This is a genomic window from Pantoea sp. PNT03 (assembly GCF_014852515.1).
Taxonomy (GTDB): domain Bacteria; phylum Pseudomonadota; class Gammaproteobacteria; order Enterobacterales; family Enterobacteriaceae; genus Pantoea; species Pantoea leporis.
The window spans coordinates 511,465-537,849 of record NZ_JACVBT010000002.1; the positions used below are offsets into that span (position 1 = coordinate 511,465).

A 26,385-nucleotide genomic window follows, 5' to 3' on the forward strand; every position below is an offset into this window, starting at 1 on the left:
GATTAGATAACTTTAAGAAAAGGCCGGGGATTGAATGCAATTATTCGTGGGACTGAAATAGCGGAAAGGATGTTGATCGTGTTAACAACAATATAAAAATAAGAAGCCACCATTAAGTGGCTTCTTACGATTTATTAAAATGGTCCCCAGTTGATCGCCACACCAATTAATAAGGTGACAACACAAATGGCAAACCAAATCGCCACTACCGGCGCAACGAATTTAATCCATTTGCTGAAAGAGATATTGGCGGTGGCCAAGGCTGCCATTAACACGCCAGAAGTTGGGCTGATGGAGTTGACGATACCTTCACCCAGCAACACCGTTTGCACCGTCACCTGACGGGTTAAACCGAGGTTATCGCCGAGCGGCGAGAAGATCGGGATCAGCAAAGCGGATTCACCGGAACCAGATGAAATACCGAAATGCATCAACGCCGCGCTAATGAACATGCCCACCGCCGCAATGGCGGGATGAACCGGTGCCAGTAAATCAGACAGGAAGCCAACAATCGGATCAAGAATATTGCCCTGTTGCAACACCACGGAAATCGCGCCAGCCATACCCACAATGAAGCCGCCTTTTACCAATTGCGAGCAACCCGTAAGGAAGGTGTTGGCAATGGCAGAACCCGACATGCGACCCATCATGCCGACCATAATCGACAGAATAATAAACATCGCCGACATTTCATTGGTGGCCCAATGCAATTGCACCGTGCCAATCATAAATACAATCAGCGTTGCGGCGCAGGTGAGCAGAATCAGTTTATGCCGACCAGTAATCGCCAGTGATTCGTCATTCTGCGCAGTTTGTTCTATTCGCACTTCACCATTATTTCGCGCGCGTTTCACCGAGATAATCAAATAGGTCATCACCGTTAACACGAACAATAAACAGGTGATGCCGCGCAACAACATGCCGGAAAACAGCGGTAACTGCGCCAGATGTTGGGTTAATCCGGTGGTGGCTGGACCTAATACCGCAACGTTAAAACCCGCCGCACAGGTTAAATACACCAGCGCCATACCAATCATTGGCGATAAACCCAACGATCGCGCCACTAATAAACCAATCGGCACAAACGCCACTACCGAGTTTTGCACCACGCCAGTGGTGCCGAGAATGGCGAATATCACACCAAAAATGATGATAATGCGCGTATCGCTTATTTTGGTACTGCGCGACAGTGAATTAAGCGCCGTGGCAATAGCACCGGTCGATTCGATCACCGCTAATAACCCGCCGGTAAACAGAATCAGGAAAATGATCGGCGCGGCTTTGATCACCCCTTGCACAATCGCCATGAAGATTTCGCCGGGATAAACGCCCGAACGCGCAACTTCATGCAAGCTTCCCTTGATGGCAAAAGTAATGCCATTGCGGGTTTCATGATCAAACTTGCCCGCCGGAATAATCCAGGTTGCCACCGCCGCCAGCACCAAAATAATAAACAGCAGCAGATAAGGACTTTGCTCGGTTTTCGCTGCTGGCGGTTGGCGCAGCGTATTTTTCTCAGCATTAACCTGAGACATGCGCATCACCTCCGAGGATCAAGCCCGCCACCAGCGCCGCGCGCGGAGCAATATCGGCAATAATGATATGTTCATGACGTGCATGAATACCTGCGCCGGTTGCGCCCAAACCATCCAACGTTGGAATGCCCAACGCAGCAGTGAAATTGCCGTCGCTGCCGCCGCCAACCGCTTTGCCTTCCACCTCGAAACCAAGCTGTAAGGCAACCTGCTGCGCACGTTCCATCAGCAGTAACGATTCCGGTGTTTGACGCATTGGCGGACGTGATTGTGCGCCGCTAATATCCAGCGTGATGCCGGCTAAATGTGGCGTGATCTGGCTGATTTCGGCGTGGATGCGCTCGGCTTCTGCTTCGCTGGTAACGCGTGTATCAATGCCTAACACCGCTTTATCCGCCACCACATTGATGCGGTTGCCGCCACGCGCGATTCCCACGTTGACGGTGGTGCCGCGCTCCGGCGCGTTTAAGCTGTGCAAGAACATGATCTGATGCGCCATTTCTTGTACCGCGCTGATGCCCTCTTCGGGATTATTCCCGGCGTGCGCCGCTAATCCGTTGAGGGTGATTTCATATTGTCCGGTACCTTTGCGCGCTGTTTTCAGTGCGCCCGAGCCCGCCACCGCAGGTTCAACCACCAGCACTTGCGCCGATCCCAGGGCGTGCTGCGATAACCAGGCGCTGGAGCTTGGGCTACCGACTTCTTCATCGCTGCCGCAGAGAAACACGATGCGTTTGCCCGCCAGTAAATCGTGCTGTTGCAACGCGCGTACTGCCCAGATGGCTTGCACCAGACCGGCCTTCATATCCAGCACGCCAGGTCCGTAAAGCTTGCCGTCTTCTTCACGCATTACCAACTCGCCTTCATCCCAAACGGTATCGAAATGCCCGAGTAACACGGTTTGCTCGTCACCGCTTCCCAGCGTGAATTTCAGGTGATTGCCGTAATGCGGTTGCTCATCAATCTCTGCTACCACGCCCAAACGTTTGGCAAACAGCGCTTGTAAGACTTCGCCACAACGATCCACGGCGGCTTTGTTCATTGATGGTGATTCCGCTGCGACCAATTCCTTGATATCCAGAAGAATTTCATCAGCATGTTGTTGCAGGTAATTTTTTATAGTTTTCATTTGTACTGCCCTCGCATAGTGAATCTTCGAGTATGGAGATAAAAATGCGCTTAAAAAATGGAGATAAAAGGCTATTATTGTTGACCTCAGATCAACGGATAAGAAAAACCTATGGCGATGCTGCTCTATCCAGAAAAATCCATAAGGTATCTCTATGAGGTGGGCAATTACGGTGGTATTCGTCGCGCGGCGGAAGCCCTGGATGTTGATCCCGCCGCCATCAGCCGTCAGTTATCGCAACTGGCGCGGGAGATGCAATTGCCGCTGCTGGAGCGACGTGGCCGCAATGTGGTGCTGACCGAAGCCGGCAAGTTATTGGCTGAAGATTACGCGCACACCCATCAACGGCGCAGCCAGTTGGATCGCCAGTTAAAAGATCTGCGCCATAAACGCGGCGGCTCAATCAAATTGCGCGTCGGTCAGGGCATGGTGGATGAAGTCGTCAGGCATGTTTTGCAGCCGTTTTCGCAAACTTATCCCGACGTGTTTATCGATATCCTGTCGGGCGATATGCAAACCACCGTGTCGTTGATTGCCAAAGGCGACGTTGATATGGCGGTAGGATTTGGCCCGATTGGCCCTCCCGGCCTGAAGTGTTTGAGTTTTCACCGCGGACCCATCTGCGCGGTGGTGCACAGCCAACACCCTATCGCGGAATTCCCGCAAATTGAAGTGGCCGAACTGGTCAATTGTTCATTGATTGGTATGGACAAAAATTTTGGCATTCAAAGTTATATGAATGCCATGTTCAGTCAGGAAGGATTTATATTCAGCCCGGCTTATAGCTGTAATCTGTTTTCCAGCGCCATCGCCTTAAGCCAGGCCGGCATGGGCATCGCGTTTATGACCGCCAAAGTGGTTAAAGACGACCTCGTCGCTAAGAACTTAGTCGCCGTGCCGATTCACCATCGCATCGCCCGCGAAAGCCAATGCCACTTATTACGCAGCGCCGATCACCGCTTCACGCCCGCCGCGCAGCATTTATGGCAATTGCTGGTGACGTTTTTTGAAGGTACGGCGGGAGCGGTTTAATCGCTGCTTATTTGATTACAAATCTAATCAATTTTGAACTCTTAAGGATAACGCTTACCGCTCATAAACACCTCAGAGCCATCTTAAATGACTCTGAGGTGTCTGTTAAACCCGTGGCGATTTACTACTTTATGAAGGTCCTCTTTACCCGAACAGACACGGTGAAGTACGGGATCCATATCAATGCTGATATTAAACTGCGGAAGATAGGAACCAATTCATCATACCCAATTTTGACGCCAGGAATTAGCACATAGAGCGTGTAGGTATTAATCGACAATGTTATAATTATAGCGATCAAAAATGAAATATATAAATTAGGGAGCAACTTCTTTCTTTTTAAGAATTGTGATAGTGTGAACGCCGCAAATAAAAACATCACTACATAAATTGTAAGAGAAGAAATAAAAAACACCTTAGCATTTATATCTATAGATCGATAATTCTCTATAATTGCCTTAAAAGCCTCATTTATATTCAACAGGTACGAGATAGCTGAAATTATCAATCCTACAAAAGGTATGTAAAGGAGGCCGCCAATTTTTCTAAATTGTATTTCTTCACATCCTGTGCAAAACTCCCTGTCCTGCGGTATTTCTTCTCCACACTTAATGCAACCCCATTCCATGATTAAACCTTTAAATATTATTAAATGACAGTGAAATTTGATGAATATTTTTAATCGACTTGATCTTTATAGCTAATTCATTAGACTTTGTTGCCACCTTGCATTTTGCAACAAGTATCTTTTTTAGCGTATTTATAAAAACACCAAGCACAATCGGTTGTCATTTTTAAGTTATGACATATACACATAATACCATAATTAATATCAGGATTTTCTTAAAACACTTATAAAATACCATCTTCCTGATTATTTATTTTTAGAAACCAGAAAAAACCTCCCTAACACAAATATCCGGTAATTATAATCGTTGACTCGGCATCAGTTGTTCAAAGGGTCATGGTTGACACGTTTAGTGATTAGAAAAATGGTTATTAAGAATCACGATTTTAGCTGTACTGATTAGCAGCTTTCTGGGAAAGATATGAACACTTCAGCAAGATTGTTACATTATAACATACTTTATGCCCAGCAACGATTGAACTGTTACCCAAATCCACCCTCTCACTAAAGGTTGTCAATTTTCAGGCAAGTGATTGAGTTGTTTATTATAAGAACGGGGAACACATGTTTATAAAGGGTTGGGTTAAACAGTTTTATCTACCGGCGTTTATTTCGCTCTATATTGGCGTACTGCTTAACATTCCGATTTTTATCCGCCGCTATACGCAACTGCAGTTTGATAATACCCTTTCATTAGTGACTGAGGTCATCGCTGCGTTTTGTTTGGTGATGCTGTTAACGTTGTTAACCTCATTAACCGGAAAATATCTGTCGCGCGTATTGATGACCATGCTGGTGATTTTCTCCAGCGCGGCAAGTTATTACATGATTTTCTTCAATATTGATATTGGTTATGGAATCATCGCCGCCGTTTTAGCCACCGATTCACTGGATCTTTCTAAGGAATCGGTGGGTTGGCACTTTGTGCTGTGGATGGTAATTATCAACGTCATTCCACTGTGGCTAATCTGGCGCGGAATGCGCAGTAAACCCGTTTCAAATATCAGCAAAAAGCGTTATTGGTCTTATAAAACTATCGCCATTGTGATTGCCGCATTGGGTTGCTGGTTACCGTTGAATTTAATGGGCAAGGTGCAGGATGAACAGGACAAGAAAAATAACCGCATGATGGCCAGCTACGGCGGCATTGTGGCCGGCACTTATTCACCGTCTAACTGGTTATCAGGCGTTGGCTTGTTGGCATACAGTTCATTCAGTCAGGCTGAAGACAACCGTAATCTATACGATCCCGCTGAACACTTTAAATACGTCCCACCGAAAAATGCGGATAACTTGTATATCGTATTTGTGATTGGTGAAAGTGCCCGCCGCGATCATATGGGTTTATACGGTTACGATCGCGACAACACACCTTATCTCGATCAGGAGAAAAACCTCGTTCACTTGCAGGGTTATTCCTGTGATACCTCAACCAAGCTCTCGCTGCGCTGTATGTTTGTCAGAGAAGGCGGAGCCTCAGAAGCTCCGCAGCGCACCCTGAAAGAGATGAATGTCTTTACTGTGATGAAGAAGCAAGGTTTCTCGGAAGATCTCTATTCCATGCAGAGCGAAGCCTGGTTCTATAACAAAGTCATGGCCGACAGTTATTCAATGCGCGAATCTATTCAGGCGGAGAAGCGTAATGTCGGTAAGCCGGTGGATGATATGGCGTTAATTAATGAACTGCAGGACTCCATTCAGCGCCATCCGCAGGGTAAACATATTGTAATTCTTCACACCAAAGGTTCACATTATATGTATACCGAACGCTATCCACGCGCGTTTGCACGTTATAAGCCGGAATGTCAGGGTATTGATGATGCCTGTAGCACGCAGGAGATGATCAACTCCTACGATAATAGTCTTTTGTATACCGATTATTTTCTTAAGCAGACGTTCGATAGCCTGAAAGATAAAAATGCCATCGTGTTTTATGCCTCCGATCACGGAGAATCGATTTCCGACAATCTGCATTTCCACGGCACGCCACGCGATCATGCGCCGATGGCGCAGCGCACGGTGCCAATTATGGTTTGGGCATCCGATAAGTTTTTAAGTGACAGTAATAACAAAGCGTCATTTGCCAAACTGCAGCAACTGCAGAACAACAAAACGCCGGTATTCCATGAGAAGTTATTCGACTCGATATTAGGCTGCGCTGGCTTTACCTCACCAGATGGCGGAATTAATTCGCTCAGGAACTGGTGCGCGCATTAAAGCACAATCCAGGCGGCAGTTTTAGGTCCATTAAACATGGATGTTCAACTGCTGCTGACCTTATTTGAGTACTATCACCGCATAGCGACAAGGTTGTTCCGAGTCATTCCTGAAAATACAGTCGGCGGGATCACCCAGTTCAAGACAATCACCCGTCTGCATTTCAAAGATTTTTTCGCCTTCATGAAAACTCAGTTCGCCCTCTAAAATCCAGATAAGCTGACGGCGCGACAGATAGGAAATTACCGGCATCGGCACGCTAACGCCGGGCGGCAATTCTATACTGACAAGATCGAGCGGTATTTGCCCCGGCGACACATGTCGTCGGATATATCCCGTCTCAGGATCCTGCCAAATCGGTTGCTGATGCTGTTTCAGTAATGTGCCAGTCTGCACTTCGCTCAACGCGATCAATTGCGACATGCTCATATCAAACGAACCCGCCAAACGTGCCAGCAACGTCGCCGTAGGACTGCTTTCGCCACGTTCAATTTTATGGATCATCGCCCGTGAAACGCCAGACTGCTCAGCCAATTCGGTCAGTGACCAACTGCGCTTTTCCCTTTCAGCTTTCACTTTTTTGCCAATTCGCGCGTTTAAATCATCTTCTTTAGTGGATTTTTCGTCTGACATAGTAGATATATAAGATAGTGTACGGAGGGTCTACTTTAGTGGCATACAAGCGAGGTGTCTATGGTGAACATACGTTCGGCAGTTGAAAAAGATGCACCAGTAATCACGGATATTTATAACGATGCAGTGCTGAACAGCACAGCCATCTGGAACGATAAAACGGTAGATATTGCAAACCGAATCAAATGGCTCTTGGATCGGCAATCAGCTGGATTCCCGGTTCTGGTCGCCGTAAATGAAGAGGATATCGCGCTCGGTTACGCTTCCTATGGTGACTGGCGTCCCTGGGATGGATACCGTTATACGGTCGAACATTCGGTCTATGTCCATAATGCCGCTCAGGGGAAAGGTATTGGATTAGCCTTAATGCGGTCACTTATCACGTACGCAACCACGCAGGGAAAACACGTGATGGTGGCGGGTATTGAATCTGAAAACACACCTTCAATCGCGTTACATCGTAAGTTAGGATTTACCGACGCCGGACAGATTCATCAGGTAGGAACGAAATTTCACCGCTGGCTGGATCTGACATTCATGCAATTACGGCTGGATAACAGGGACAATCCTTAATTGACGATGACGTGCTAAATGGAGGAACTATGACGCCAGAAATCAAAACGCAACGATTAATCCTGAAACCTCTGGAAAGCGGTGATGGGCAGGCGATGCAAATCGCCTTTCCGCGCTGGGAGATCGTGCGTTATCTCAATGCTGCCGTGCCCTGGCCTTATCCTGAAGGTGCCGCACAGAATTACGTTGATAACGTGGTGTTGCCCGCCGTTAAGGAAGGTCGAGGCTGGTGCTGGAGTATCAGACGTCAGGAGAAGCCTGAGGAATTAATCGGTCTGATCGAACTGCGCGATGCAGAAAATGATAACCGCGGATTCTGGTTAATACCTGAGTGGCAGCAATGTGGCTATATGAGTGAAGCGTGCAACGCCGTGAATGATTTCTGGTTTAAAACGCTGGGTCGCGAAGTATTACGTGTGCCAAAAGCGGCGGTGAATACAGGCTCAGTGAAGATCTCACGTAAATCCGGCATGCGTCTGATAGAAACCGGCAAAAAAGAGTATGTCGCGGGTGTTCTCGATTATGAATTGTGGGAAATAACCCGCGATGAGTGGTGCGCCAGAGAAATAAACTTATGAAACCATGATTTCCTCTATATCCAGGTGGGCATTAATGCGCGCACTATATTGTTTTGGCGCGGTTTTTCGCAAGGTTGCCATTTATGGCGTAATGCTTGTCAGTTAAGACATGAAAAACCCTAATTACCGAAAGCACGCATTGTAGCGGCGCAATTTATTGCGCGATAAATCGCGCCACTACGGAAGGTGCGGCGATTTGATTCAGCGCTTAACTGATCGGTATTACGTCATTAGAGTTGACCGATTAACACGTATTTCACCGCTGCTCCGTTACACATACCCCATCATCCGCAGCATCGACTGCGCCTGATTCATCGCTTCCGCGCGGTGCGTTACGCCCAATTTTTGGTACAGATTGCGGATATGCGTTTTGATGGTGGTAGCAGCGACATCCAGCTCGCCAGCAATTTGGTCGTTGCTGTATCCCGAATAGATCAGCCCCAAAACCTGCCATTCACGTTGGGTTAGCGGGCTGGTGCGGATCAGCTCCGGCACATCGGGATGATTAATCAGGCGGCTAACAAAGCCTTCGTCAAAATGGGCAAACTTATGGCGATGATATTTATTAATCTCGCTGAGAATGCGTCTGGCACGATGATTATCGAGTTCATCCAGCGTGTTGAGCTGAATCAGCTGACGCAGCTGCTGCGCCATCGCTTCACCTTCAATCACAAAATGGCTGACGAAACCGGTGCTGCGCGCCAGTTTCAGCGCTTCGGTCAGCGCCTGCTGCGCTTCTGCTTTGCGCTGAGTTTGCCAGTAAATCTGATTTAGCAGCAGCAGATTGCGATTCATATCGCTCATCAGATTCAGCGCGCGCGCATTGTCATTCAGCTCATCGAGCACCACTTCGGCCTGGCTCATATTTCCCAGCAAGATCTGCGCGCGCGCGACATTGCGCCACTGGCCTTGCAGGAAATGATTGTTGGCAAATTCCGGTTTCACCGTCTGGCGCATCCAGCTACTGGCGCTTTGGCTGTCGCCGGTCATCTGCCAAAAAATCACTCTCACCTTATCGGCATTGGCGATCCAGTCGCTGTGCAGCGATCCGTTGTTAAGCAGATTCTCCAACCGACTCAGGTGGCTGCGCGCATTATCGAGATTGCCGCGCGCCAGCGAACACTGCACCAGCAAACCGAGGCACTGAATCTGCTGCTGCGGCTGATAGCCTTTCAGCACTTTTATCCCTTCGCGCGCCGCCTGTTCTGCTTCGTCAAGCCGGCCCCACGCCCACAACAGTTGAGCGCGAATTCGCAGCAGGAATTCATGCATCGGGAACTGTGTCAGATGCTGCTCTTTCACCAGCACAAATGCCCGCTCCTGTATCTCATATGCGGACTGTAAAAACCCCTGCGCAAAGAGAATCTCACTCTGCTGAATCAGACTCCACAACGCGTAATTCCACGCTTCCTCACGGCGCGCCATCTGCTCGGTCTGGCGCATCAGCTTCAGCGAACTGCTCAGCTCGCCTTTGCAGTGCATCACTTCGCCCAATACCGACGTCGCTACGATGCAGCTGTATTGACGGCTTTCCGGCAGCGCACCGAGCGCCAGCAACGCCAGCCGCTCGGCTTCTTCGGCGTTACCGTCATTTATCGAAACCTGTGCCAGCAGCGCGTTGAATTCGCCGCGCAGCACATCATCAATCTGTTCGCTGCAGGAGTGCTCAAAACGCGTGAGCAAACTGCTCACCTCGGAAAACCGGTGCTGGCTTTGCATCAGCCACGCCTGTAACAGCACTAACTTTGGATTTTCCAGCAGAATCTCCCATGGCAGTGCCTTGAGAGAATCTTCCAGCAGCGTGAGTTCGCTCTGATTAAACAGCGTCCAGGCGTATTGCAGCAGCACATCGCGCAGCATCAACGCATCACCGGCGGCCAGCGCATGATGGATCGCTTCGCCAGGGAAACCCAGCCGCATCCAGCTTTCAGCCGCCGCGCGATGCAGCGCAGGCAGTTCCGCCGCCAGTTCCCACTGACAGCGCTGACGCAAAAAACTGCCAAACAGCGGATGATAGCTAAACCACTCGCCCGAGTTATCCATGCGCTGCAAAAACAGGCCCTGACGTTCAATCTCTTCCAGCCGCATCTGCCCTTGTTCTTCGCCGGTTACGCAGGCGATCAGCGTATCGTTCATAGATCGCAGCAGCGCGCTTTTCAGTAAGAAATGTCGTGTGGCGCTATCCACGTTATTCAGCACCTCCTCAACCAGATAATCCGCCAGATGGCTGGCGTTAATGCCGGAAAGGCGGCGCGCGGAATCCTGAGCGGAGCTCGCGCCCTGACGCGTCGAGAGCGCGATCAGCTGCAGCGCCGTCGCCCAACCCGCCACGTCATCGCACAGACGCCCGCTCTCTTCCGATTCCAGCGGCGTTGTCAGGCGGCAATCAAAAAACTGTTTGGCTTCGTGATGGTTAAACGCCAGCTGCTGGCTACCTAACTCAATCAGCTGTTCGCGCACGCGCAGGTTGGCAATGCCGAGCTGCGGCAGATTGCGCGACAGCAAAATCAGCGTCACATTTTCCGGCTGGTTACGTAAAAAGAAGCGCATTGCGTCGTGAATCGCAGGATTAGTGATGTGATGGTAATCATCGATGATCAGCCAAATCGGTTGCTGCCACGCCGCCAGCTCACTGAACAGTTGAGCGAACAGCGCATTTAAGTTGATGTACTGCCGTTTCTGCGCCAGCGCTTCGCTGGAGGCGCAGCCGCCCTGCGTTGCCTGCTGCAGAGCCGCGATGAGGTAATCGACGAAGCGTTCTGGCTGATTGTCGCCCTCATCCAGTGAATACCAGCCCAGATTGGCTTTCCCCGCCGCCCATTGGGAGATCAGCGTGGTTTTGCCATATCCCGCCGGACTGGTCACCAACACCAAACGGTAATTGCCCGCTGCGCCGAGTTTTTGCATCAGGCGCTCGCGCGCAACCGTGTTCTCAAGGCGGACCGGTCGGCTAAGTTTGGAGGGTATTAACATCGGTAAACGCTTCTCCCTAAACGTGGCGCATCATTATTTTACGCTTCGTAATTAATAGTCACATACGTTCAGATATTCGTTTACCTAATGCAAGCTAACCCATTAAGCAGTCTTAACAAAAGCGACGGTTATCACATTCCTGTCACACTTTAAGATTTCCCTCAGCCTCTCCTCCCCGCTCATCCTCCCCGCTGAATTTGGTGCAGGAGGAGGAGCGCGTCATGGCTGACGCGCAGAATGAAGCACATTCACCTCCGCCCTGACAGGACTGATTATGAAATTTGATCGCACCCGTTTTAAACACGCGCTAACCCGACAATGGCAACGTTTTGGTCTGCACGATGCGCAAGAGATGACGCCAAACCAGTGGTGGCAGGCGCTGAGTGGCGCACTGGCCGACATGCTGGCGGAGATGCCTGCGCCACCAGCGGCCACGCCGCAGCGTCACGTTAACTACATCTCGATGGAGTTTTTGATTGGCCGACTGACCGGCAACAATCTGCTCAACCTTGGCTGGTATGACGAGGTGAACGAGGCGCTGGCCGAGTGGAATATCACGCTGAGCGACGTGGAAGCGTGTGAAACCGATCCGGCGCTGGGCAACGGCGGTTTGGGCCGGCTCGCCGCCTGTTTTCTCGATTCGATGGCAACCGTGGGACAACCCGCCACCGGCTACGGACTCAGTTATCAGTACGGTCTGTTCCGCCAGCACTTTGTTGATGGTGCGCAACAGGAGATGCCGGATGACTGGCAGCGCGACAGCTATCCGTGGTTTAACCATAACGCGGCGTTAACTGTGCCGGTGCATCTCGGCGGCAAAGTCAGCACCCATAATGGCGTTGCGCGCTGGGAGCCGGCGGTGCAAATTCTCGGCGAAGCCTGGGATCTGCCGGTGGTCGGTTATCAGAATGGCGTCACTCAGCCGCTGCGCTTGTGGCAGGCGAAACATGCGCAGCCGTTTAATCTGCAGCGCTTCAATAACGGGGATTTTCTGCGCGCCGAGCAGCCGGGCATTGAAGCTGAAAAACTCACTAAAGTGCTCTACCCCAACGACAATCACGACAACGGCAAAAAGCTGCGCCTGATGCAGCAGTATTTCCAGTGCGCTTGCTCGCTGGCGGATATTCTGCGCCGTCATCAGCGCGCCGGCCGTAGCATTGCCAGCTTGCCGGATCATGAAGTGATTCAGCTCAACGATACCCATCCCACGCTGGCGATCCCCGAGCTGATGCGCCTGCTGTTGGATGAACACGCGCTGAGCTGGGACGAGGCGTGGCACATTACCCAGCGCACCTTTGCGTACACCAATCACACCTTGATGCCTGAAGCGCTGGAGTGCTGGGATGTGCGCATGGTGCGCGCCCTGCTGCCGCGCCACATGCAGATCGTTACCCAACTCAATGCTCAGTTGAAGAAGCAGGTGGAAGCGCGCTGGCCGGGCGACGAAGCGACCTGGGCGAAACTGGCGCTGGTACACAATAACCAGCTGCGTATGGCTAATCTCTGCGTCACCAGCGGCTTTGCGGTGAACGGTGTGGCGGCGCTGCACTCGCAGCTGGTGGTGAAAGATCTGTTCCCGGAATATCACGCGCTGTGGCCGGAGAAATTCCATAACGTCACCAACGGCATCACGCCGCGCCGCTGGATTAATCAGTGCAATCCGGCGCTGGCGGCGTTGATCAGCCAAACCCTCGATCAGCCGTGGCTCACCGATCTCGATCAGCTGAAAACGTTAGAAACTTACGCCGATCACGCCGCATTCCAGGCGCAGTATCGCGCCATCAAGCAGCAGAACAAGGTTGCGCTGACGCAATGGATCGCAGAACGCACCGGCATCCAGGTGAATCCTGAGGCGATGTTTGATGTACAGATCAAGCGCCTGCACGAGTACAAGCGTCAGCATCTGGCGTTGCTGCACATTATCGCGCTGTGGCAAACGCTGGTGAGCGATCCGCAGGCCAACCTGACGCCGCGCGTGGTGCTGTTTGGTGCCAAGGCCGCGCCGGGTTACGTGCTGGCCAAAAACATCATCTATGCAATCAACAAAGTGGCGGCCACCATCAACAACGATCCGCGCATTGGCGATCGCCTGAAAGTGGTGTTTGTGCCTGATTACAACGTTACGGTTGCCGAGCGGCTGATTCCGGCGGCGGATCTCTCCGAGCAGATTTCTACCGCTGGCAAAGAGGCATCCGGCACCGGCAACATGAAGCTGGCGCTGAACGGCGCCTTAACCATCGGCACGCTGGATGGCGCCAATGTGGAGATCGCTGAGCAGGTTGGGCGCGACAATATCTTTATCTTTGGTCATACCGTTGATCAGGTCAGCGCGTTGCAAGCAGAAGGTTACTCGCCTGACGCGTGGCGCAAAAAAGATGCGCAGCTGGATCGGGCATTGAAAGCGTTAGAAGACGGCACCTTTAGCGACGGCGACGTCACCGCGTTCGAGCCGCTGCTGCACAGCCTGAGCGCCAAAGGCGGCGATCCTTATTTGGTGCTGGCCGATTTTCGTCACTATCTCAACGCGCAGGCACAGGCAGAAACCTTGTGGGCCGATCAGCATGGCTGGACGCGCGCCGCGATTCTCAACACCGCGCGCTGCGGCATGTTCAGCGCCGATCGCGCCATCCGCGACTATCAGCAACGCATCTGGCAGGCCGCGCGATGAACAGCACTATCACGCCAACCGCCGAAATCGCCAGCGAATACATCGACGCCCACGGCCAGCTGCAATCGGTTTCTGCCGTTACCCGCCAGCGTTTGCTGGCGGCGATGCATCCCACGCAACCGCACGCTTCGCCGCTGCCGCAGGTATTGATCGTGCAGGAAGAACACGCGGAGATTGTGCTGCCTGCGCCCGGCATAACAGGCGAATGGCAGCTGATCGCGGAACAGGGCGAACGCTGGCAAGGGCGCGCTATCGCCAACCAACCGATCGCTTTGCCTGGACTGCCTTTGGGTTATCACCAGCTCAGCTTTAGCGCCCAGCAACAGGCATTTCACTGTCGGATTATTGTCGCGCCCGTGCGATGTTACGAGCCGCCAGCCATCCAGCAAGGGCAATCGCTGTGGGGCGCCTGCATTCAACTTTATACGTTGCGGTCGGCGTCCAACTGGGGAATCGGTGACTTTAGCGACTTAAAGCAGATGCTGGTTGAGGTTGCGCAGCGCGGCGGTGCCTGTATTGGGCTGAACCCGCTGCATGCGCTGTTTCCGGCAACGCCGGAAAGCGCCAGCCCTTACAGCCCTTCGTCGCGGCGCTGGCTCAACATGCTGTATATCGATGTCGCCGCCGTTGAGGATTTTACGCTGAGTGAAGAAGCGCAACGCTGGTGGCAGGCGACCAGCACGCAGCAGGCGTTACAGGCGGCGCGGGACGCTGAGTGGGTCGATTACTCAGCGGTTACTCACCTCAAGCTGGAGGCGCTGCGTCTCGCCTGGCAGCAGTTCAGGCAGCGCGGTGCGGATGATGACCTGGTTGTCGCCTTTGAATGTTTTATGCAGCAAGGCGGTGAAAGTCTGCTGCATCAGGGCGTGTTTGATGCGCTGCACGCTGCGCAGATCGCCGAAGATCCTCAGCGCTACGACTGGACAACCTGGCCTGCGGCGTTGCAGTCGCCCAACAGCGCGGCGGTACGCGCATTCCGCATCGAACACACCTATGAAGTGCGCTTTTATCTGTGGCTGCAATGGCTGGCCGCGCGCCAGTTTGCTGATTGCTGGGCGGTGTGCCAGCAGCAGGCGATGCCGATTGGCTTATACCGCGATTTGGCCGTGGGCGTGGCGCAGGGCGGCGCGGAAACCTGGAGCGATCGCGAGCTTTACTGCTTACAGGCCAGCGTCGGCGCCCCGCCGGATATTCTCGGTCCGCTGGGACAGAACTGGGGATTGCCGCCGATGGATCCGCAGATTATGCAGGCGCGCGCCTACCAGCCATGGATTGATCTGCTGCGCGCCAACATGCACGACTGCGGCGCGCTGCGCATCGATCACGTGATGGCGCTGCTGCGACTGTGGTGGATCCCACAGGGCGAAAGCGCGGCTGAAGGCGCGTATGTGCATTATCCCATCGACGATCTGCTGGCGATTCTGGCGCTGGAGAGCCAGCGTCATCACTGCATGGTGATTGGTGAGGATTTGGGTACGGTGCCGGAGAAGATCATCGGCAAGCTCTACCACGCGGGCGTTTACTCCTACAAAGTGCTCTATTTTGAGCAGACGTCCAAAGTGGCGTTTCGCGCGCCCGCCCGCTGGCCGCGTCAGGCGATGGCGGTCGCTACTACCCACGATATGCCGACCCTGCGCGGCTGGTGGCAAAGCGACGATTTACGGCTGGGCAGCGAGTTGGGGCTTTATCCTGACAAGCAGATTCTTGCCGGTCTGAGTAAGTCACGCTTAGCCGCGCGCCGCGCGCTGTTTAAGAGCCTGCAACGCAGCAATTGCTTGCCCGAACAGGCCGAACCGCAGGTAATGGATCGCGCGTTAAGTGCGGCGATGCAGCGTTATCTGGCCGACAGCAATAGCGCGCTGCTGGGCCTGCAACCTGAAGAGTGGCTGGATATGGCTTCCCCGGTGAATATTCCCGGCACCACCAGCCAATATCCCAACTGGCGCCGCAAACTCAGCGCTTCGCTGGAGGCGATGTTTAACGACCCGCAGATCAATGCGTTGTTGGCGGATATCGATCAACGCCGGCGGAAAGTGAAATAATTCACAGCGGTCGCCATGGAAGGCGATCTTAAAAACGCACACATCCGTAGCGGCGCGATTCATCGCGTTGTTTTGACTTTCGTGCTCCGACACAGCATTGCGCAATAAATTGCGCCGCTACGAACTTTGGCTCCCAATAAAAAAGGTGCGCCGAAGCGCACCAGATGGGACAAATCAGCACTGCCGGGGCGGATTACCCCTTGCCTTTAACACTGCTGATAAACACCTGTCTGGCCGACGTGGAGCCTAAACGCTCGGCCTCGTCCAGCAGCTTCAACGCCTTATCGATATTGCCCTTCTCAACCGCCTCGCGGATGTTCTGATTAAAGTAACCTTCGGTATCCGTCATGATCGGTTTAGGTTTTGCATCCGAAATCGGGGCAGCACGATAAGTCGCCGGCGCAACCGGCTGCGTATTGCCCACCGTTACCGGCGCAGGACTCGATGATCCAAACAGCGGTCCAACCAAAATGGATGAACCTGAACTGGTTTTCACTTTCAGTTTCAGGGTGCCATCGCGGCTGTGCTGCGCAATCGGATCGGGAATATCCGGCACCGCATTGCCGGTACCGCGGGCGTAGGCTTTCGCCGGATCCAATAGCGTGGTGGTTTCGGTCAAATCCTTCTCGGTGGTGAATACCAGCAGATAGATCTTTTGCTGACCCAGCGCAGGCGTCAGTTTCATCACGCCTTCCAGCCTATCAGCCGCCATCACGCCCGGCTGCTGATAGGTGAAAAAGCGCGCCGGGAACCAGGCCGCCGGACGCATGTTCTCATCCAGCACCAGCACATTCGGTGCGAACACCTGATTTTGTTTCACTTCACTGCTCAGCGTAATGGTGAGTTCACCGATATTGGCTGGCAAGCTGTAGGCCGCCACCGAACCCGTCACGCCCGCTGCATTCAGATTGCTGTGGCTCTCGCTCAGCGTAGTGACCTGCGTGCGGGAGGTATCGACCGGCAGCCAGCTCAGCGTTTGCAGGCTGGCGGCAGGGAATGTGGGCGCGGCAGAGAGATCCTGTGGCACCAGATTGACATCCGCGAGCGCCGGTAAACTTTGACCGGCCAGCAGCGCGGCGCTCAGGCAGAGCGCAAAAACCGTTTTTTTCATTCTCATTGTATAACCTCAAAAAACTGTCAGGCGGCGGCGCGAACCAGGCAATGGCGCGCCGCGCCGAAAAGAGATCGTCTCAGTTAAGCCACATGCGGGAGCATTACCACCAAATCTCCATCTGCGCCCCGAATGTCACCTCATCGTCGTTGCCACGGCTGTTGGTCAGAATGCCGTTGCCGCTGCTGTCGTTAGAAGCAAAGGAGGTCAAATCACCTGAGCTGTCTTTGCTGTAGCCCCATTTCTCATCCCACTTGGCGTAGGTCGCGAACAGACGCAGCGCCGGACGCGACCAGATGCTGTCGCCCGCCTGCCACTGTTGCGCCAGCGTCACTTTGTACTGGCCGTTGCGCTCGTTAACCTGCTGCGACTTCACGTTGTCGTAGCCCACTTCAAGCAGCGTGCTCATGATTGGCGTCCATTTGTACATGGGGCGCACGCCCACGGTGTACCACTCGGTACCACGGTTGTTATCGAGATCGGTGTTCTGGTACATGGCGACATACATCAGATCCCAGCGATCGGCGAGGCTAATTGCACCGTGATCGAGTACGCGATACATGCTGCCGCTGTTGTTGATGTTGGTGCCCTGCGGCAGCCCTTTACCCTGTGAAGTCAACGCATCAGTGGCGTACTGCAGCACGAATTTGTTGTAGCCCTTCAGCATGCTCTGCGTGTGTTCGGCGGTGAACATCCAGCCATCTTTGGAGGCGTTATCTTCCAGGCGATAACCGTCACGCGCGTTGGCGCGGCCATAATCGACGCCCAGCTCCAGCACGCCGTTCGGGTTGGTTTCAAGACCTGCGAGGCGCACATCAAACACGTCGTTGGCGGTGCTGGTGGCGTAATCACGAATCTGATCGCTGGAGAAGGTGTAAGAACCGCCCGCTTCGGAGGAGCGCGTGGCGGCGAAAGAGAGTTTGCCAAAGCCGAGATCGACATCTTCCAGACCGGCACCGGGACCGGAAATATCCCAGTAGTAGAAGTCGATCATATGCACGTCATGACGCTGGTAGAAACGCTTACCGGCCCAGATGGTGGAACCCGGCAGCGATTCGATCAGGTTTTTGCCCTTGACGTTGGCCTCGCGGAACGCGGGCGAGGTCGCTTCCCAGTCATTCTGCTGAGAAACCGAATAGGCGACGTTGGTATCGAAATAGAAGCTCTTATCGCCCTCTTTCCACACTTCCTGGCCCAGCTTCAGTTCAGCGTAGGTTTCACATTCGTTGCCCAGACGGTATTTACTTTGAGTGCCGGTGGCCTGAAAACATTGCTGTTCCCCGCCGCTGCCGGTCCAGCCGATGCCGGAACGGGCATAGCCGGTAAAATCGACTGCCATCGACGGGGCAGCGAGCGTGCCTGCCGCGATAGCAACCGCGATAGGGAGTTTGCGCAGAGTTAACATTTTCTATCTCCTGAGGTCATTGCTTTTATTGTTTTGCAGGGCTAAACACCGGGTTCCTGATGTAGCCGGCGACAGGCGCTGCCATCTTCACGGAAAAGATGGCAACGCTCTGGCGGCAGGCCGATGCCCATCAGGGCGCCCTCTTCTACCAGCACGACGTCCTCCTGGCGATAAACCAGGCTTTGACGAATGGCGGGAATCTGGATGTGAATTTGCGTTTCGTGTCCCAACTGCTCCACCACCGTCACCTCGCCTTCGAGGGTGACGTCAGCGATATCGCTGGAGAGCAGATGTTCGGGACGAATGCCTAACGACATGTTGCTGCCCACCTGCACACCGGCGCTGTCGACCGGCAGCCACACCAACTGGGTATTGGGTAAACGCACCTGAACCTGATCGATGGCGGTGGCGGTGACTTTTACCGGTAGGAAATTCATGCGCGGTGAGCCGATAAAACCGGCGACGAAACGATTGGCGGGATAGTGATACAGCTCGAGCGGCTTGCCGACCTGGGCAACGTGGCCGCCATCCAGCACCACGATCTTATCGGCCAGCGTCATCGCTTCGGTCTGATCGTGGGTGACGTAAATCATGGTGCGCTTCAAACGCTTATGCAGGCGTGAGATCTCGATGCGCATCTGCACGCGCAGCGCCGCGTCAAGGTTGGAGAGCGGCTCATCAAGTAAAAACACGCGCGGTTCCGCCACCAGCGTACGGCCAATCGCCACGCGCTGACGCTGACCACCCGACAACGCTTTCGGACGGCGATCCAGCAGATGCGCCAGCTGCAGCACTTCCGCCACCTGATTGACCCGCTGCTGAATCTCCGCTTTGCGCGTGCCGGCCAGCTTCAGGCCGAACGACATGTTCTCAGCCACCGAAAGGTGGGGATACAACGCGTAGGACTGAAACACCATGCCGATGCCGCGCTCGGCGGGCGGCACCTCATTCATGCGTTTGTCGCCAATAAACAGATCGCCGCTGGTGATGGTTTCCAGACCGGCAATCATGCGCAGCAGCGTCGATTTGCCGCAGCCTGAAGGTCCGACAAAAACCACGAACTCGCCTTCAGCGATCTCAAGGCTGATGTTTTTCGACACCTCGGTTTCGCCCCACACCTTGGAGACACTGCGCAACGTAACGCTCGACATGATGCTTTCCTCTCAGCTTGCTATTCCTTGTCCGCAAGTCGGCGGACAGACCCCGGCGACCACTATGGGCAAGGAGATAACCGCCGACATCCTCCACCGCACGGCGGCAGCGTGGGGGAGGAGACGGGAGGAGGAGATCGCGCAGACGCGTCTGATAAAACGCGGCAGGCAACCATTTTTGTGAGCTATGACGCAGAGCAGAGCGACGATTGTGTGCGCCAGCCCGTGATAACCGGGTGGTTTTGCAACGCAGATCACATCAGTTGTCGGGCAGGCGTAGAGCCGGGGAGGATGAGAAGCGGCGGCAGATACTCACAATGTGGCAGGTAAAACGATTTCCGTTTCCGCTAACAGGATGGAGTTATGACAATGAAAACCGGTGCACGCATTCTTGCCCTTTCCGCCCTGACGGCCGTGCTGTTTTCAGCTTCTGCCGTTGCAAAGATTGAAGAGGGAAAGCTGGTCATCTGGATCAACGGCGACAAGGGCTACAACGGCCTGGCTGAAGTGGGTAAAAAGTTTGAGCAGGAGACCGGCATCAAAGTGACGGTTGAGCATCCGGACAAAATGGAAGAGAAGTATCCGCAGGTGGCCGCCACCGGCGACGGCCCGGACATCATCTTCTGGGCGCACGATCGCTTTGGCGGCTATGCGCAGTCAGGCTTGTTAGCGGAGATCTCGCCGGATGCGCGCTTCCAGGAGAAAATCTTCCCCTTCACCTGGGACGCGGTGCGCTTCAACGGCAAGCTGATCGGTTATCCGATTTCGGTTGAATCCTTGTCCCTGATCTACAACAAAGATCTGCTGCCTGAGCCGCCAAAAAGCTGGGAAGAGATTGCCGCCATTGATAAAAAAATGCGCGCGCAGGGCAAGAGCGCCATGATGTTTAACCTGCAGGAGCCGTACTTCACCTGGCCGCTGTTGGCGGCGGGCGGCGCTTATGCCTTTAAACTCAACGATGGCCGCTACGACGTAAAAGATACCGGCGTGGATAACGCGGGGGCCAAAGCGGGCATGAGCTTCCTTGTTGATCAGGTGAAGGCCAAAACGCTGAATGCCGATACTGATTACTCCATCGCTGAAGCCGCCTTTAACAAGGGGCAAACCGCCATGACCATTAACGGGCCGTGGGCGTGGAGCAACATCGATAAGAGCAAAATCAACTACGGCGTCACGCTGCTGCCCACGCTGCATGGCAAAAATTCGAAAACTTTCGTCGGCGTGCTGAGTGCCGGCATCAATGCCGCCAGCCCGAATAAAGAGCTGGCCAAAGAGTTCCTGGAAAATTACCTGCTGACCGACGCCGGTCTTGATGCGGTCAACAAAGACAAACCGCTCGGCGCGGTGGCGCTGAAATCGTTCCAGCAGACGCTGGAAAAAGATGAGCGTATTGCCGCCACCATGACCAACGCGCGCAACGGCGACATCATGCCGAACATTCCGCAAATGGCTGCCTTCTGGTACGCGATGCGCACCGCCACGTTGAATGCGTTGAGCGGACGTCAAAGCGTTGATGCGGCGCTGAAAGATGCGCAGGCACGACTCAACAAGTAATCCTCTCTACCAGAGCCGGCGCAATCCGGCTCGTTACTGGCTGTTAAGGAAAACCGCATCATGTCAGGAAAACCGAAAACAGCACGGTTCAGCGCCGTGCTGAAGGCTCTTTTTCTCGGTATCTGCTGTCTGCTGGTCGGCTATCTGCTCGTGCTGATGTATGCAAAAGGTGAATATCTGTTTGCGCTGGTGACGCTGATTATCAGCGCCGTCGGCATCTGGATTTATGCCAATCGTCGCGCTTACGCCTGGCGCTATGTCTATCCCGGACTCGCCGGTATGGCGCTGTTCGTGCTGTTTCCCCTCGCCTGTACCGTGGCGATTGCCTTTACCAACTACAGCAGCACCAACCAATTGACGCTGGAACGTGCACAACAGGTGTTGCTGAGCCGTCAATATCAGGATGGTTCGGCGCTGAACTTCTCGCTGATCCCGGCGGGCGATCGCTGGCAGCTGGTGCTGACCGAAGCCGCCAACGGGCAAACCTTCGTTTCGCCGACGTTTGCCTTTGGCGGATCGCAAAAACTGAAACTCACCAGCGCCCCGCCACCGCCGGGCGAACGCGCCACGTTGCGCATCGTCACCACCAATCGTCAGGCGCTGAACCAGATTCAGGCCGAACTGCCGGATGGTCGTCTGGTTGTGATGAGCTCACTGCGTCAGTTCTCCGGTACGCGGCCATTGTATGTGCTGCAAGCCAACGGCGACCTGAAAAATCAGCAAAGCGGCGCGCTTTATCAGGTCAATCGTGAAAGCGGTTTCTATCAGAACAGCAGCGGCGAAGCGCTGAGTCCGGGCTTTACGGTGAATACCGGCTGGAAGAATTTCATTCGCGTGTTTACCGATGAAGGGATTCAAAAACCGTTTCTGGCGATCTTTGGCTGGACGCTGCTGTTTTCGTTTGTGACGGTAATTCTCACCGTGGCGGTCGGCATGGTGCTGGCTTGCTTAGTGCAGTGGGAAGCACTGAAAGGCAAAGCGGTGTATCGCGTGATGCTGATTTTGCCCTACGCCGTGCCCGCGTTTATCTCGATATTGATCTTCAAAGGCTTGTTTAACCAGAGCTTCGGTGAAATCAACGTGATGCTGAAAGCGCTGTTTGGCTTCCAGCCCGCGTGGTTCAGCGATCCGACGCTGGCGCGCACCATGCTGGTGATTGTGAATACCTGGCTGGGCTATCCCTACATGATGATTCTCTGCATGGGGCTGCTGAAAGCGATTCCGGACGATCTTTATGAAGCTTCGGCGATGGACGGCGCCGGGCCGCTGCAGAACTTCTTTCTGATTACCCTGCCGCTGCTGTTGAAGCCGCTGATGCCGCTAATGATTGCCAGCTTCGCCTTTAACTTTAATAACTTTGTGCTGGTGCAGCTGCTAACCAACGGCGGACCGGATCGTATCGGCACTACCACGCCAGCGGGTTACACCGATTTGCTGGTCAATTACACCTGGCGCATTGCGTTTGAAGGTGGCGGCGGACAGGACTTTGGTCTGGCGGCGGCGATTGCCACGCTGATCTTCCTGCTGGTAGGCGCGCTGGCGGTGATCAATCTTAAAGCCGTGCGGATGAAATTCGATTAAGGAGACGTTATGGCTATGGTGCAACCCAAATCGCAAAAGCTGCGTCTGTTGATGACGCATCTGCTGTTGCTGACGTTTATTGCGGGAATTCTGTTTCCGCTGCTGATGGTGTTCGCTATCTCACTGCGCGCCGGTAACTTCGCCACCGGCTCGCTGATCCCGGAGCAGATTTCCTGGGAACACTGGCAGCTGGCGTTAGGTTTCAGCGTGGAGCACGCCGATGGCCGCGTGACGCCGCCGCCCTTCCCGGTGCTGCTGTGGTTGTGGAACTCGGTGAAAATCGCCGCCATCAGCGCGATTGGCATTGTGGCGCTTTCTACCACCTGCGCGTATGCCTTTGCGCGCATGCGTTTTGCCGGGCGCGCCACGCTGCTTAAAGGCATGCTGATTTTCCAGATGTTCCCAGCGGTGCTGTCGCTGGTGGCGCTCTATGCGCTGTTTGATCGCCTGGGACAATATCTGCCATTTATCGGCCTGAATACGCATGGCGGCGTGATCTTTGCCTATCTCGGCGGCATCGCCCTGCACGTCTGGACCATTAAAGGCTATTTCGAAACCATCGACGGTTCGCTGGAAGAAGCCGCCGCGCTGGATGGCGCCACGCCGTGGCAGGCGTTCCGGCTGGTGCTGTTGCCGCTCTCGGTGCCGATTCTGGCGGTGGTGTTTATTCTGGCATTTATCGCTGCGGTTACTGAAGTGCCGGTCGCGTCGCTGCTGCTGCGCGATGTGAATAGCTACACACTGGCGGTCGGCATGCAGCAATATCTCAACCCGCAAAACTATCTGTGGGGCGACTTTGCCGCGGCGGCGGTGCTCTCTGCAATTCCGATTACGCTGGTGTTCCTGCTGGCCCAGCGCTGGCTGGTCAGCGGCCTGACGGCTGGTGGCGTGAAAGGCTAACCCGTTTATTATCCTCCTTCCTCAATGTTCACTGCAGTTGAGGGTTTTGGCGGCCTTAGGGCCGCTTTTTTTATGGGTGTGGGGTTATTACAGATCCTTTTGTCACCCGATATAGACTGAATCAATGCGGTTGCGTCAAATTTGGTTAGGGTTTCCGAGTAGTAGAGGCCGCGATCATCTTCTCAAACAATAGGTGTAACGGGTTGAAAAATGAATGTTGCGCTCATGCGACGCTGTGTTTGGAATTTATCAAAAGCGTCAATCGGGCTGACATTTTCCAGATTGCTAAAGTTGAGCCGTTCAAATAAATAACGTTCAATACGTGAGGATAGGATGTATTCATCATTTAAGTGCCCGGTCTGTTTACTGATTCGCTGAGTAAAGCCGCTAATGATAACGGTATTAAATGGCAGCGCGCAAAAAGCCATACCAGCCAGCCGCAATACGATACCGTGCACATGCAAAGCATAACGTTCTCGCATCGCCTTTTGTGACAACTCTTTTTCAATAATCTCTGTTCCACGGGCATTCACCCGTACTGATGAAGTAGGCAGCATTTCATATTCTGGCAAATCTACTTCAATGAGAATTTCAGATGTGGAGGCATTCACCTGAAACGACACCAGCGTCTCGCGTGGCCAGTCTGCAGCTTGAATGACTTTGGACAGAAGTGATTCGAAATAGCTGTTATCGGTGGCGAATTGCGATTCAATATTTGCCAACTTGCTTGCAATCTTCTTTTCATGTTCAGCCGCATCGAATTTCCAGTTAGCGTATAGCTCCGCCCAGCGCTGACGCATCGCCTGATATCGCTTCAGAGAAAGTTCGTTTTCCTGTTCGCACTCTTTTACTTCTCGTTGCCATTGCTCAATATTACGTGTTTGCCGATCCTGGCGAGCAGAAGCTGATTCAAATATTCGTCCAATAAGACCACGACCTTGATTGTCTTCAGGTTGTTCAGGTGCAATAAGAGGAACGGGCTTTTCGGGACGGACAGGTGCAGGCACATTGTAGGGCTGCAACATCAACTGCCGATAATGCGCTTCGAGCTCGGAGTAGGAATGCCCCGTACGAGGATCAGGTGTAAGTAGATAGATATTCACAATATCGTCTACAGCCTGATTAAGCGCTTCCACCTCTTGCTCAAGCTCTTGCCGTAAATAGGGATCCTCTTGTCGAGAAGCATTGCGTTTTCTGCTCGCTGCACTTGCTCGATCTAAACGAGTTCGATAGCTCAATCCCGTCCCTGGAAGTCCCAGATTGGCATAAGTACCGCGTTTGCCGAACGAAACGGATGCCCCTCGCGGCCCAACACTCATACTCGCACCCGAGGAGCTCAGGTTCATCCTTACACCGGGAATAATGCTTATCGATTTTCGAAATCTAAACCCCATGTTATTAACCATTCCTTTTGATTATTGAGTAAGGGTAAAAAATTGCCATTTTTCCCGGCTTAAGATGGCGATAAGATAGCCATCAATGTTGTTTAGCCAACCGTAAATATATCGTTATTCGAGTGCGGCTGAATGAAATTATACAGAACTTTATTGCCCAAGCATTTTTGAATACAGGTCGTAATTTTCCTCATCAAAGCAGACCAAATTGACTTGCTCGAGATTGGCGTTCTCACGCAAACACTGATCAATCACGGCTAGTGCGATTTCAGCCGCCAGCACTTTCGGAAATCTGTATATACCAGTGCTAATATTAGGAAACGAAACGGTTTGAATGCCGTATTCTTTTACCAGTTTAAAACAGCTCAGATAGGCATTTTTCAACAGCGTTTCTTCGTCATGTTGCCCGTCATGCCAGTGTGGACCAACGGTGTGAATGACATATTTTGCTGGCAAATCACCCGCCGTGGTGATCACTGCATTTCCGACTTTGCAGCCACCTTGTCGATTCCTGATTTGCTGACACTCAGCCAAAATCGCCGGCCCGCCCGCACGATGGATGGCGCCATCAACTCCGCCGCCGCCCAGCAAGGAGGTGTTGGCGGCGTTTACAATGGCTTCCACTGGGACTTTGGTTATATCGTCTTTAAGCAATATTATTTTGTTCATGTATTTCTGATCCTCAGCGTCAGCAATCTTAGCCAGAAGCTAAGCAATCATCCTCTCATTCCATCCATCCTTAAACACAATATTTCCGTCCACGTATTTCCATGTGATCGTTTCATATCGTAGCTCAATATTTTCCAGATGCGTGCTGGTCTGGCCGTTTGGCAGCAGAGCCGGTGAAATGCTGGAGATTTTGACGTTATCCAGGTGGATATTAAAATACTCAACCTCAATACCCGCTTCGTTAATTCGGTACATCTTGATGGTTGCTGACTTCAGCGTTCTGGCCTGACACAATGCACGAAACAGCACCGGCGTTGTTCTATCAAACTCCTTTTGAACGGATATCGGTGCATGAATGCGTGTGGCTGTCAGCTTTCCAGTGTGCGGATCCACCGGGATGGTAATATTGTGCATGACCGAATTGAGCTCTATCGAACCGAGTCTGGTCGGCATCATGCACGAACCCACAATTGGCGATCCGCTTTCATCTTCTAACCAGATATGTGCTGGAATTGACATATTTAATCCTTTAAATTAACGAAACTTATAAATAAAGAATGTCAGAGCGCACAAATAAAACACCCCTACGCTCAACATTCCACTATCTGGATA

Annotated in this window: 20 protein-coding genes; 9 read left to right on the plus strand and 11 right to left on the minus strand. The window is 53.1% G+C overall.

Annotation, left to right across the window (positions count from 1 at the left end; all coding sequences use genetic code 11):
* Window positions 1–134: 134 nt before the first annotated feature.
* Both IB226_RS10430 and IB226_RS10435 read right to left on the minus strand, forming a co-directional pair.
* Window positions 135–1,535 (minus strand): YfcC family protein, encoded by a 1,401-nt coding sequence (locus IB226_RS10430; protein WP_192235163.1) that lies wholly within the window; start codon window positions 1,533–1,535, stop codon window positions 135–137.
* On the minus strand, window positions 1,522–2,664 hold the full coding sequence (locus IB226_RS10435; RefSeq protein WP_192235165.1) for a M20 family metallopeptidase: 1,143 nt from the start codon (window positions 2,662–2,664) through the stop codon (window positions 1,522–1,524). The genes IB226_RS10430 and IB226_RS10435 overlap by 14 nt, the downstream gene beginning before the upstream one ends.
* A gap of 111 nt (window positions 2,665–2,775) precedes the next feature.
* Between IB226_RS10435 and IB226_RS10440 the strand changes: the two genes are divergently transcribed.
* Entirely contained in the window at window positions 2,776–3,696 is a 921-nt protein-coding gene (locus IB226_RS10440; protein WP_192235168.1) for a LysR family transcriptional regulator, read from the plus strand.
* Between the two features lie 124 nt (window positions 3,697–3,820).
* On the opposite strand, the gene IB226_RS10445 is transcribed toward IB226_RS10440, so the two are convergent.
* Window positions 3,821–4,324, minus strand: a complete 504-nt coding sequence (locus IB226_RS10445) for a DUF2569 family protein (protein WP_192235170.1) — start codon at window positions 4,322–4,324, stop codon at window positions 3,821–3,823.
* A 564-nt stretch (window positions 4,325–4,888) separates the two neighbouring features.
* On the opposite strand from IB226_RS10445, the gene eptB reads away from it, so the two are divergent.
* On the plus strand, window positions 4,889–6,541 hold the full coding sequence (gene eptB, locus IB226_RS10450) for a kdo(2)-lipid A phosphoethanolamine 7''-transferase (protein ID WP_192235173.1): 1,653 nt from the start codon (window positions 4,889–4,891) through the stop codon (window positions 6,539–6,541).
* Window positions 6,542–6,601: 60 nt separating this feature from the next.
* Here eptB and IB226_RS10455 read toward each other — a convergent pair whose 3' ends face one another.
* Window positions 6,602–7,174 (minus strand): XRE family transcriptional regulator, encoded by a 573-nt coding sequence (locus IB226_RS10455; RefSeq protein WP_192235175.1) that lies wholly within the window; start codon window positions 7,172–7,174, stop codon window positions 6,602–6,604.
* A 63-nt stretch (window positions 7,175–7,237) separates the two neighbouring features.
* Here IB226_RS10455 and IB226_RS10460 point away from each other — a divergent pair, with 63 nt between their 5' ends.
* Window positions 7,238–7,747 carry a GNAT family N-acetyltransferase gene (locus IB226_RS10460; RefSeq protein ID WP_304465974.1) on the plus strand — a complete coding sequence of 170 codons (510 nt, stop codon included), beginning with the start codon at window positions 7,238–7,240 and terminating at the stop codon, window positions 7,745–7,747.
* Between the two features lie 29 nt (window positions 7,748–7,776).
* Complete coding sequence (locus tag IB226_RS10465; protein WP_192235177.1) at window positions 7,777–8,325, plus strand: GNAT family N-acetyltransferase; 549 nt, start codon at window positions 7,777–7,779, stop codon at window positions 8,323–8,325.
* 270 nt (window positions 8,326–8,595) lie between these two features.
* On the opposite strand, the gene malT is transcribed toward IB226_RS10465, so the two are convergent.
* Window positions 8,596–11,298 carry an HTH-type transcriptional regulator MalT gene (gene malT / locus IB226_RS10470; RefSeq protein ID WP_192235180.1) on the minus strand — a complete coding sequence of 901 codons (2,703 nt, stop codon included), beginning with the start codon at window positions 11,296–11,298 and terminating at the stop codon, window positions 8,596–8,598.
* 274 nt (window positions 11,299–11,572) lie between these two features.
* On the opposite strand from malT, the gene malP reads away from it, so the two are divergent.
* Both malP and malQ read left to right on the plus strand, forming a co-directional pair.
* A complete protein-coding gene (gene malP / locus IB226_RS10475) occupies window positions 11,573–13,966 on the plus strand; it encodes a maltodextrin phosphorylase (RefSeq protein WP_192235182.1) in 2,394 nt (797 codons plus the stop codon).
* Window positions 13,963–16,008, plus strand: coding sequence for a 4-alpha-glucanotransferase (gene malQ / locus IB226_RS10480; protein ID WP_192235185.1), 2,046 nt, complete (start codon window positions 13,963–13,965; stop codon window positions 16,006–16,008). Before malP ends, malQ begins: the two co-directional genes overlap by 4 nt.
* A 193-nt stretch (window positions 16,009–16,201) precedes the next feature.
* Here malQ and malM read toward each other — a convergent pair whose 3' ends face one another.
* The 3 genes from malM to malK all read right to left on the minus strand — a co-directional run bounded on the left by malM (window position 16,202) and on the right by malK (window position 19,675).
* On the minus strand, window positions 16,202–17,125 hold the full coding sequence (malM, locus tag IB226_RS10485) for a maltose operon protein MalM (protein WP_192235187.1): 924 nt from the start codon (window positions 17,123–17,125) through the stop codon (window positions 16,202–16,204).
* Window positions 17,126–17,222: 97 nt separating this feature from the next.
* Window positions 17,223–18,524, minus strand: a complete 1,302-nt coding sequence (locus IB226_RS10490) for a maltoporin (RefSeq protein WP_192235190.1) — start codon at window positions 18,522–18,524, stop codon at window positions 17,223–17,225.
* A 41-nt stretch (window positions 18,525–18,565) separates the two neighbouring features.
* Window positions 18,566–19,675, minus strand: coding sequence for a maltose/maltodextrin ABC transporter ATP-binding protein MalK (gene malK / locus IB226_RS10495; protein WP_101761287.1), 1,110 nt, complete (start codon window positions 19,673–19,675; stop codon window positions 18,566–18,568).
* Between the two features lie 363 nt (window positions 19,676–20,038).
* Between malK and malE the strand changes: the two genes are divergently transcribed.
* The 3 genes from malE to malG are packed head-to-tail and all read left to right on the plus strand — an operon-like array spanning window position 20,039 to window position 23,710.
* Window positions 20,039–21,229 carry a maltose/maltodextrin ABC transporter substrate-binding protein MalE gene (gene malE, locus IB226_RS10500; protein ID WP_192235192.1) on the plus strand — a complete coding sequence of 397 codons (1,191 nt, stop codon included), beginning with the start codon at window positions 20,039–20,041 and terminating at the stop codon, window positions 21,227–21,229.
* 60 nt (window positions 21,230–21,289) lie between these two features.
* Complete coding sequence (malF, locus tag IB226_RS10505) at window positions 21,290–22,810, plus strand: maltose ABC transporter permease MalF (RefSeq protein WP_192235194.1); 1,521 nt, start codon at window positions 21,290–21,292, stop codon at window positions 22,808–22,810.
* 9 nt (window positions 22,811–22,819) lie between these two features.
* Window positions 22,820–23,710: a maltose ABC transporter permease MalG gene (malG, locus tag IB226_RS10510; RefSeq protein ID WP_101761284.1), complete on the plus strand. Its 891-nt coding sequence runs from the start codon at window positions 22,820–22,822 to the stop codon at window positions 23,708–23,710.
* A 182-nt stretch (window positions 23,711–23,892) separates the two neighbouring features.
* Here the strand turns inward: malG and IB226_RS10515 are convergent, their stop codons facing one another.
* The 3 genes from IB226_RS10515 to IB226_RS10525 all read right to left on the minus strand — a co-directional run bounded on the left by IB226_RS10515 (window position 23,893) and on the right by IB226_RS10525 (window position 26,292).
* Complete coding sequence (locus IB226_RS10515; RefSeq protein WP_192235197.1) at window positions 23,893–25,104, minus strand: DUF4236 domain-containing protein; 1,212 nt, start codon at window positions 25,102–25,104, stop codon at window positions 23,893–23,895.
* Between the two features lie 150 nt (window positions 25,105–25,254).
* The gene (locus IB226_RS10520; RefSeq protein WP_192235199.1) at window positions 25,255–25,773 is read right to left on the minus strand and encodes an O-acetyl-ADP-ribose deacetylase; all 519 of its coding nucleotides are present in this window, start codon (window positions 25,771–25,773) and stop codon (window positions 25,255–25,257) included.
* 39 nt (window positions 25,774–25,812) lie between these two features.
* Window positions 25,813–26,292 carry a type VI secretion system tube protein TssD gene (locus IB226_RS10525; RefSeq protein ID WP_192235201.1) on the minus strand — a complete coding sequence of 160 codons (480 nt, stop codon included), beginning with the start codon at window positions 26,290–26,292 and terminating at the stop codon, window positions 25,813–25,815.
* Window positions 26,293–26,385: the final 93 nt, after the last annotated feature.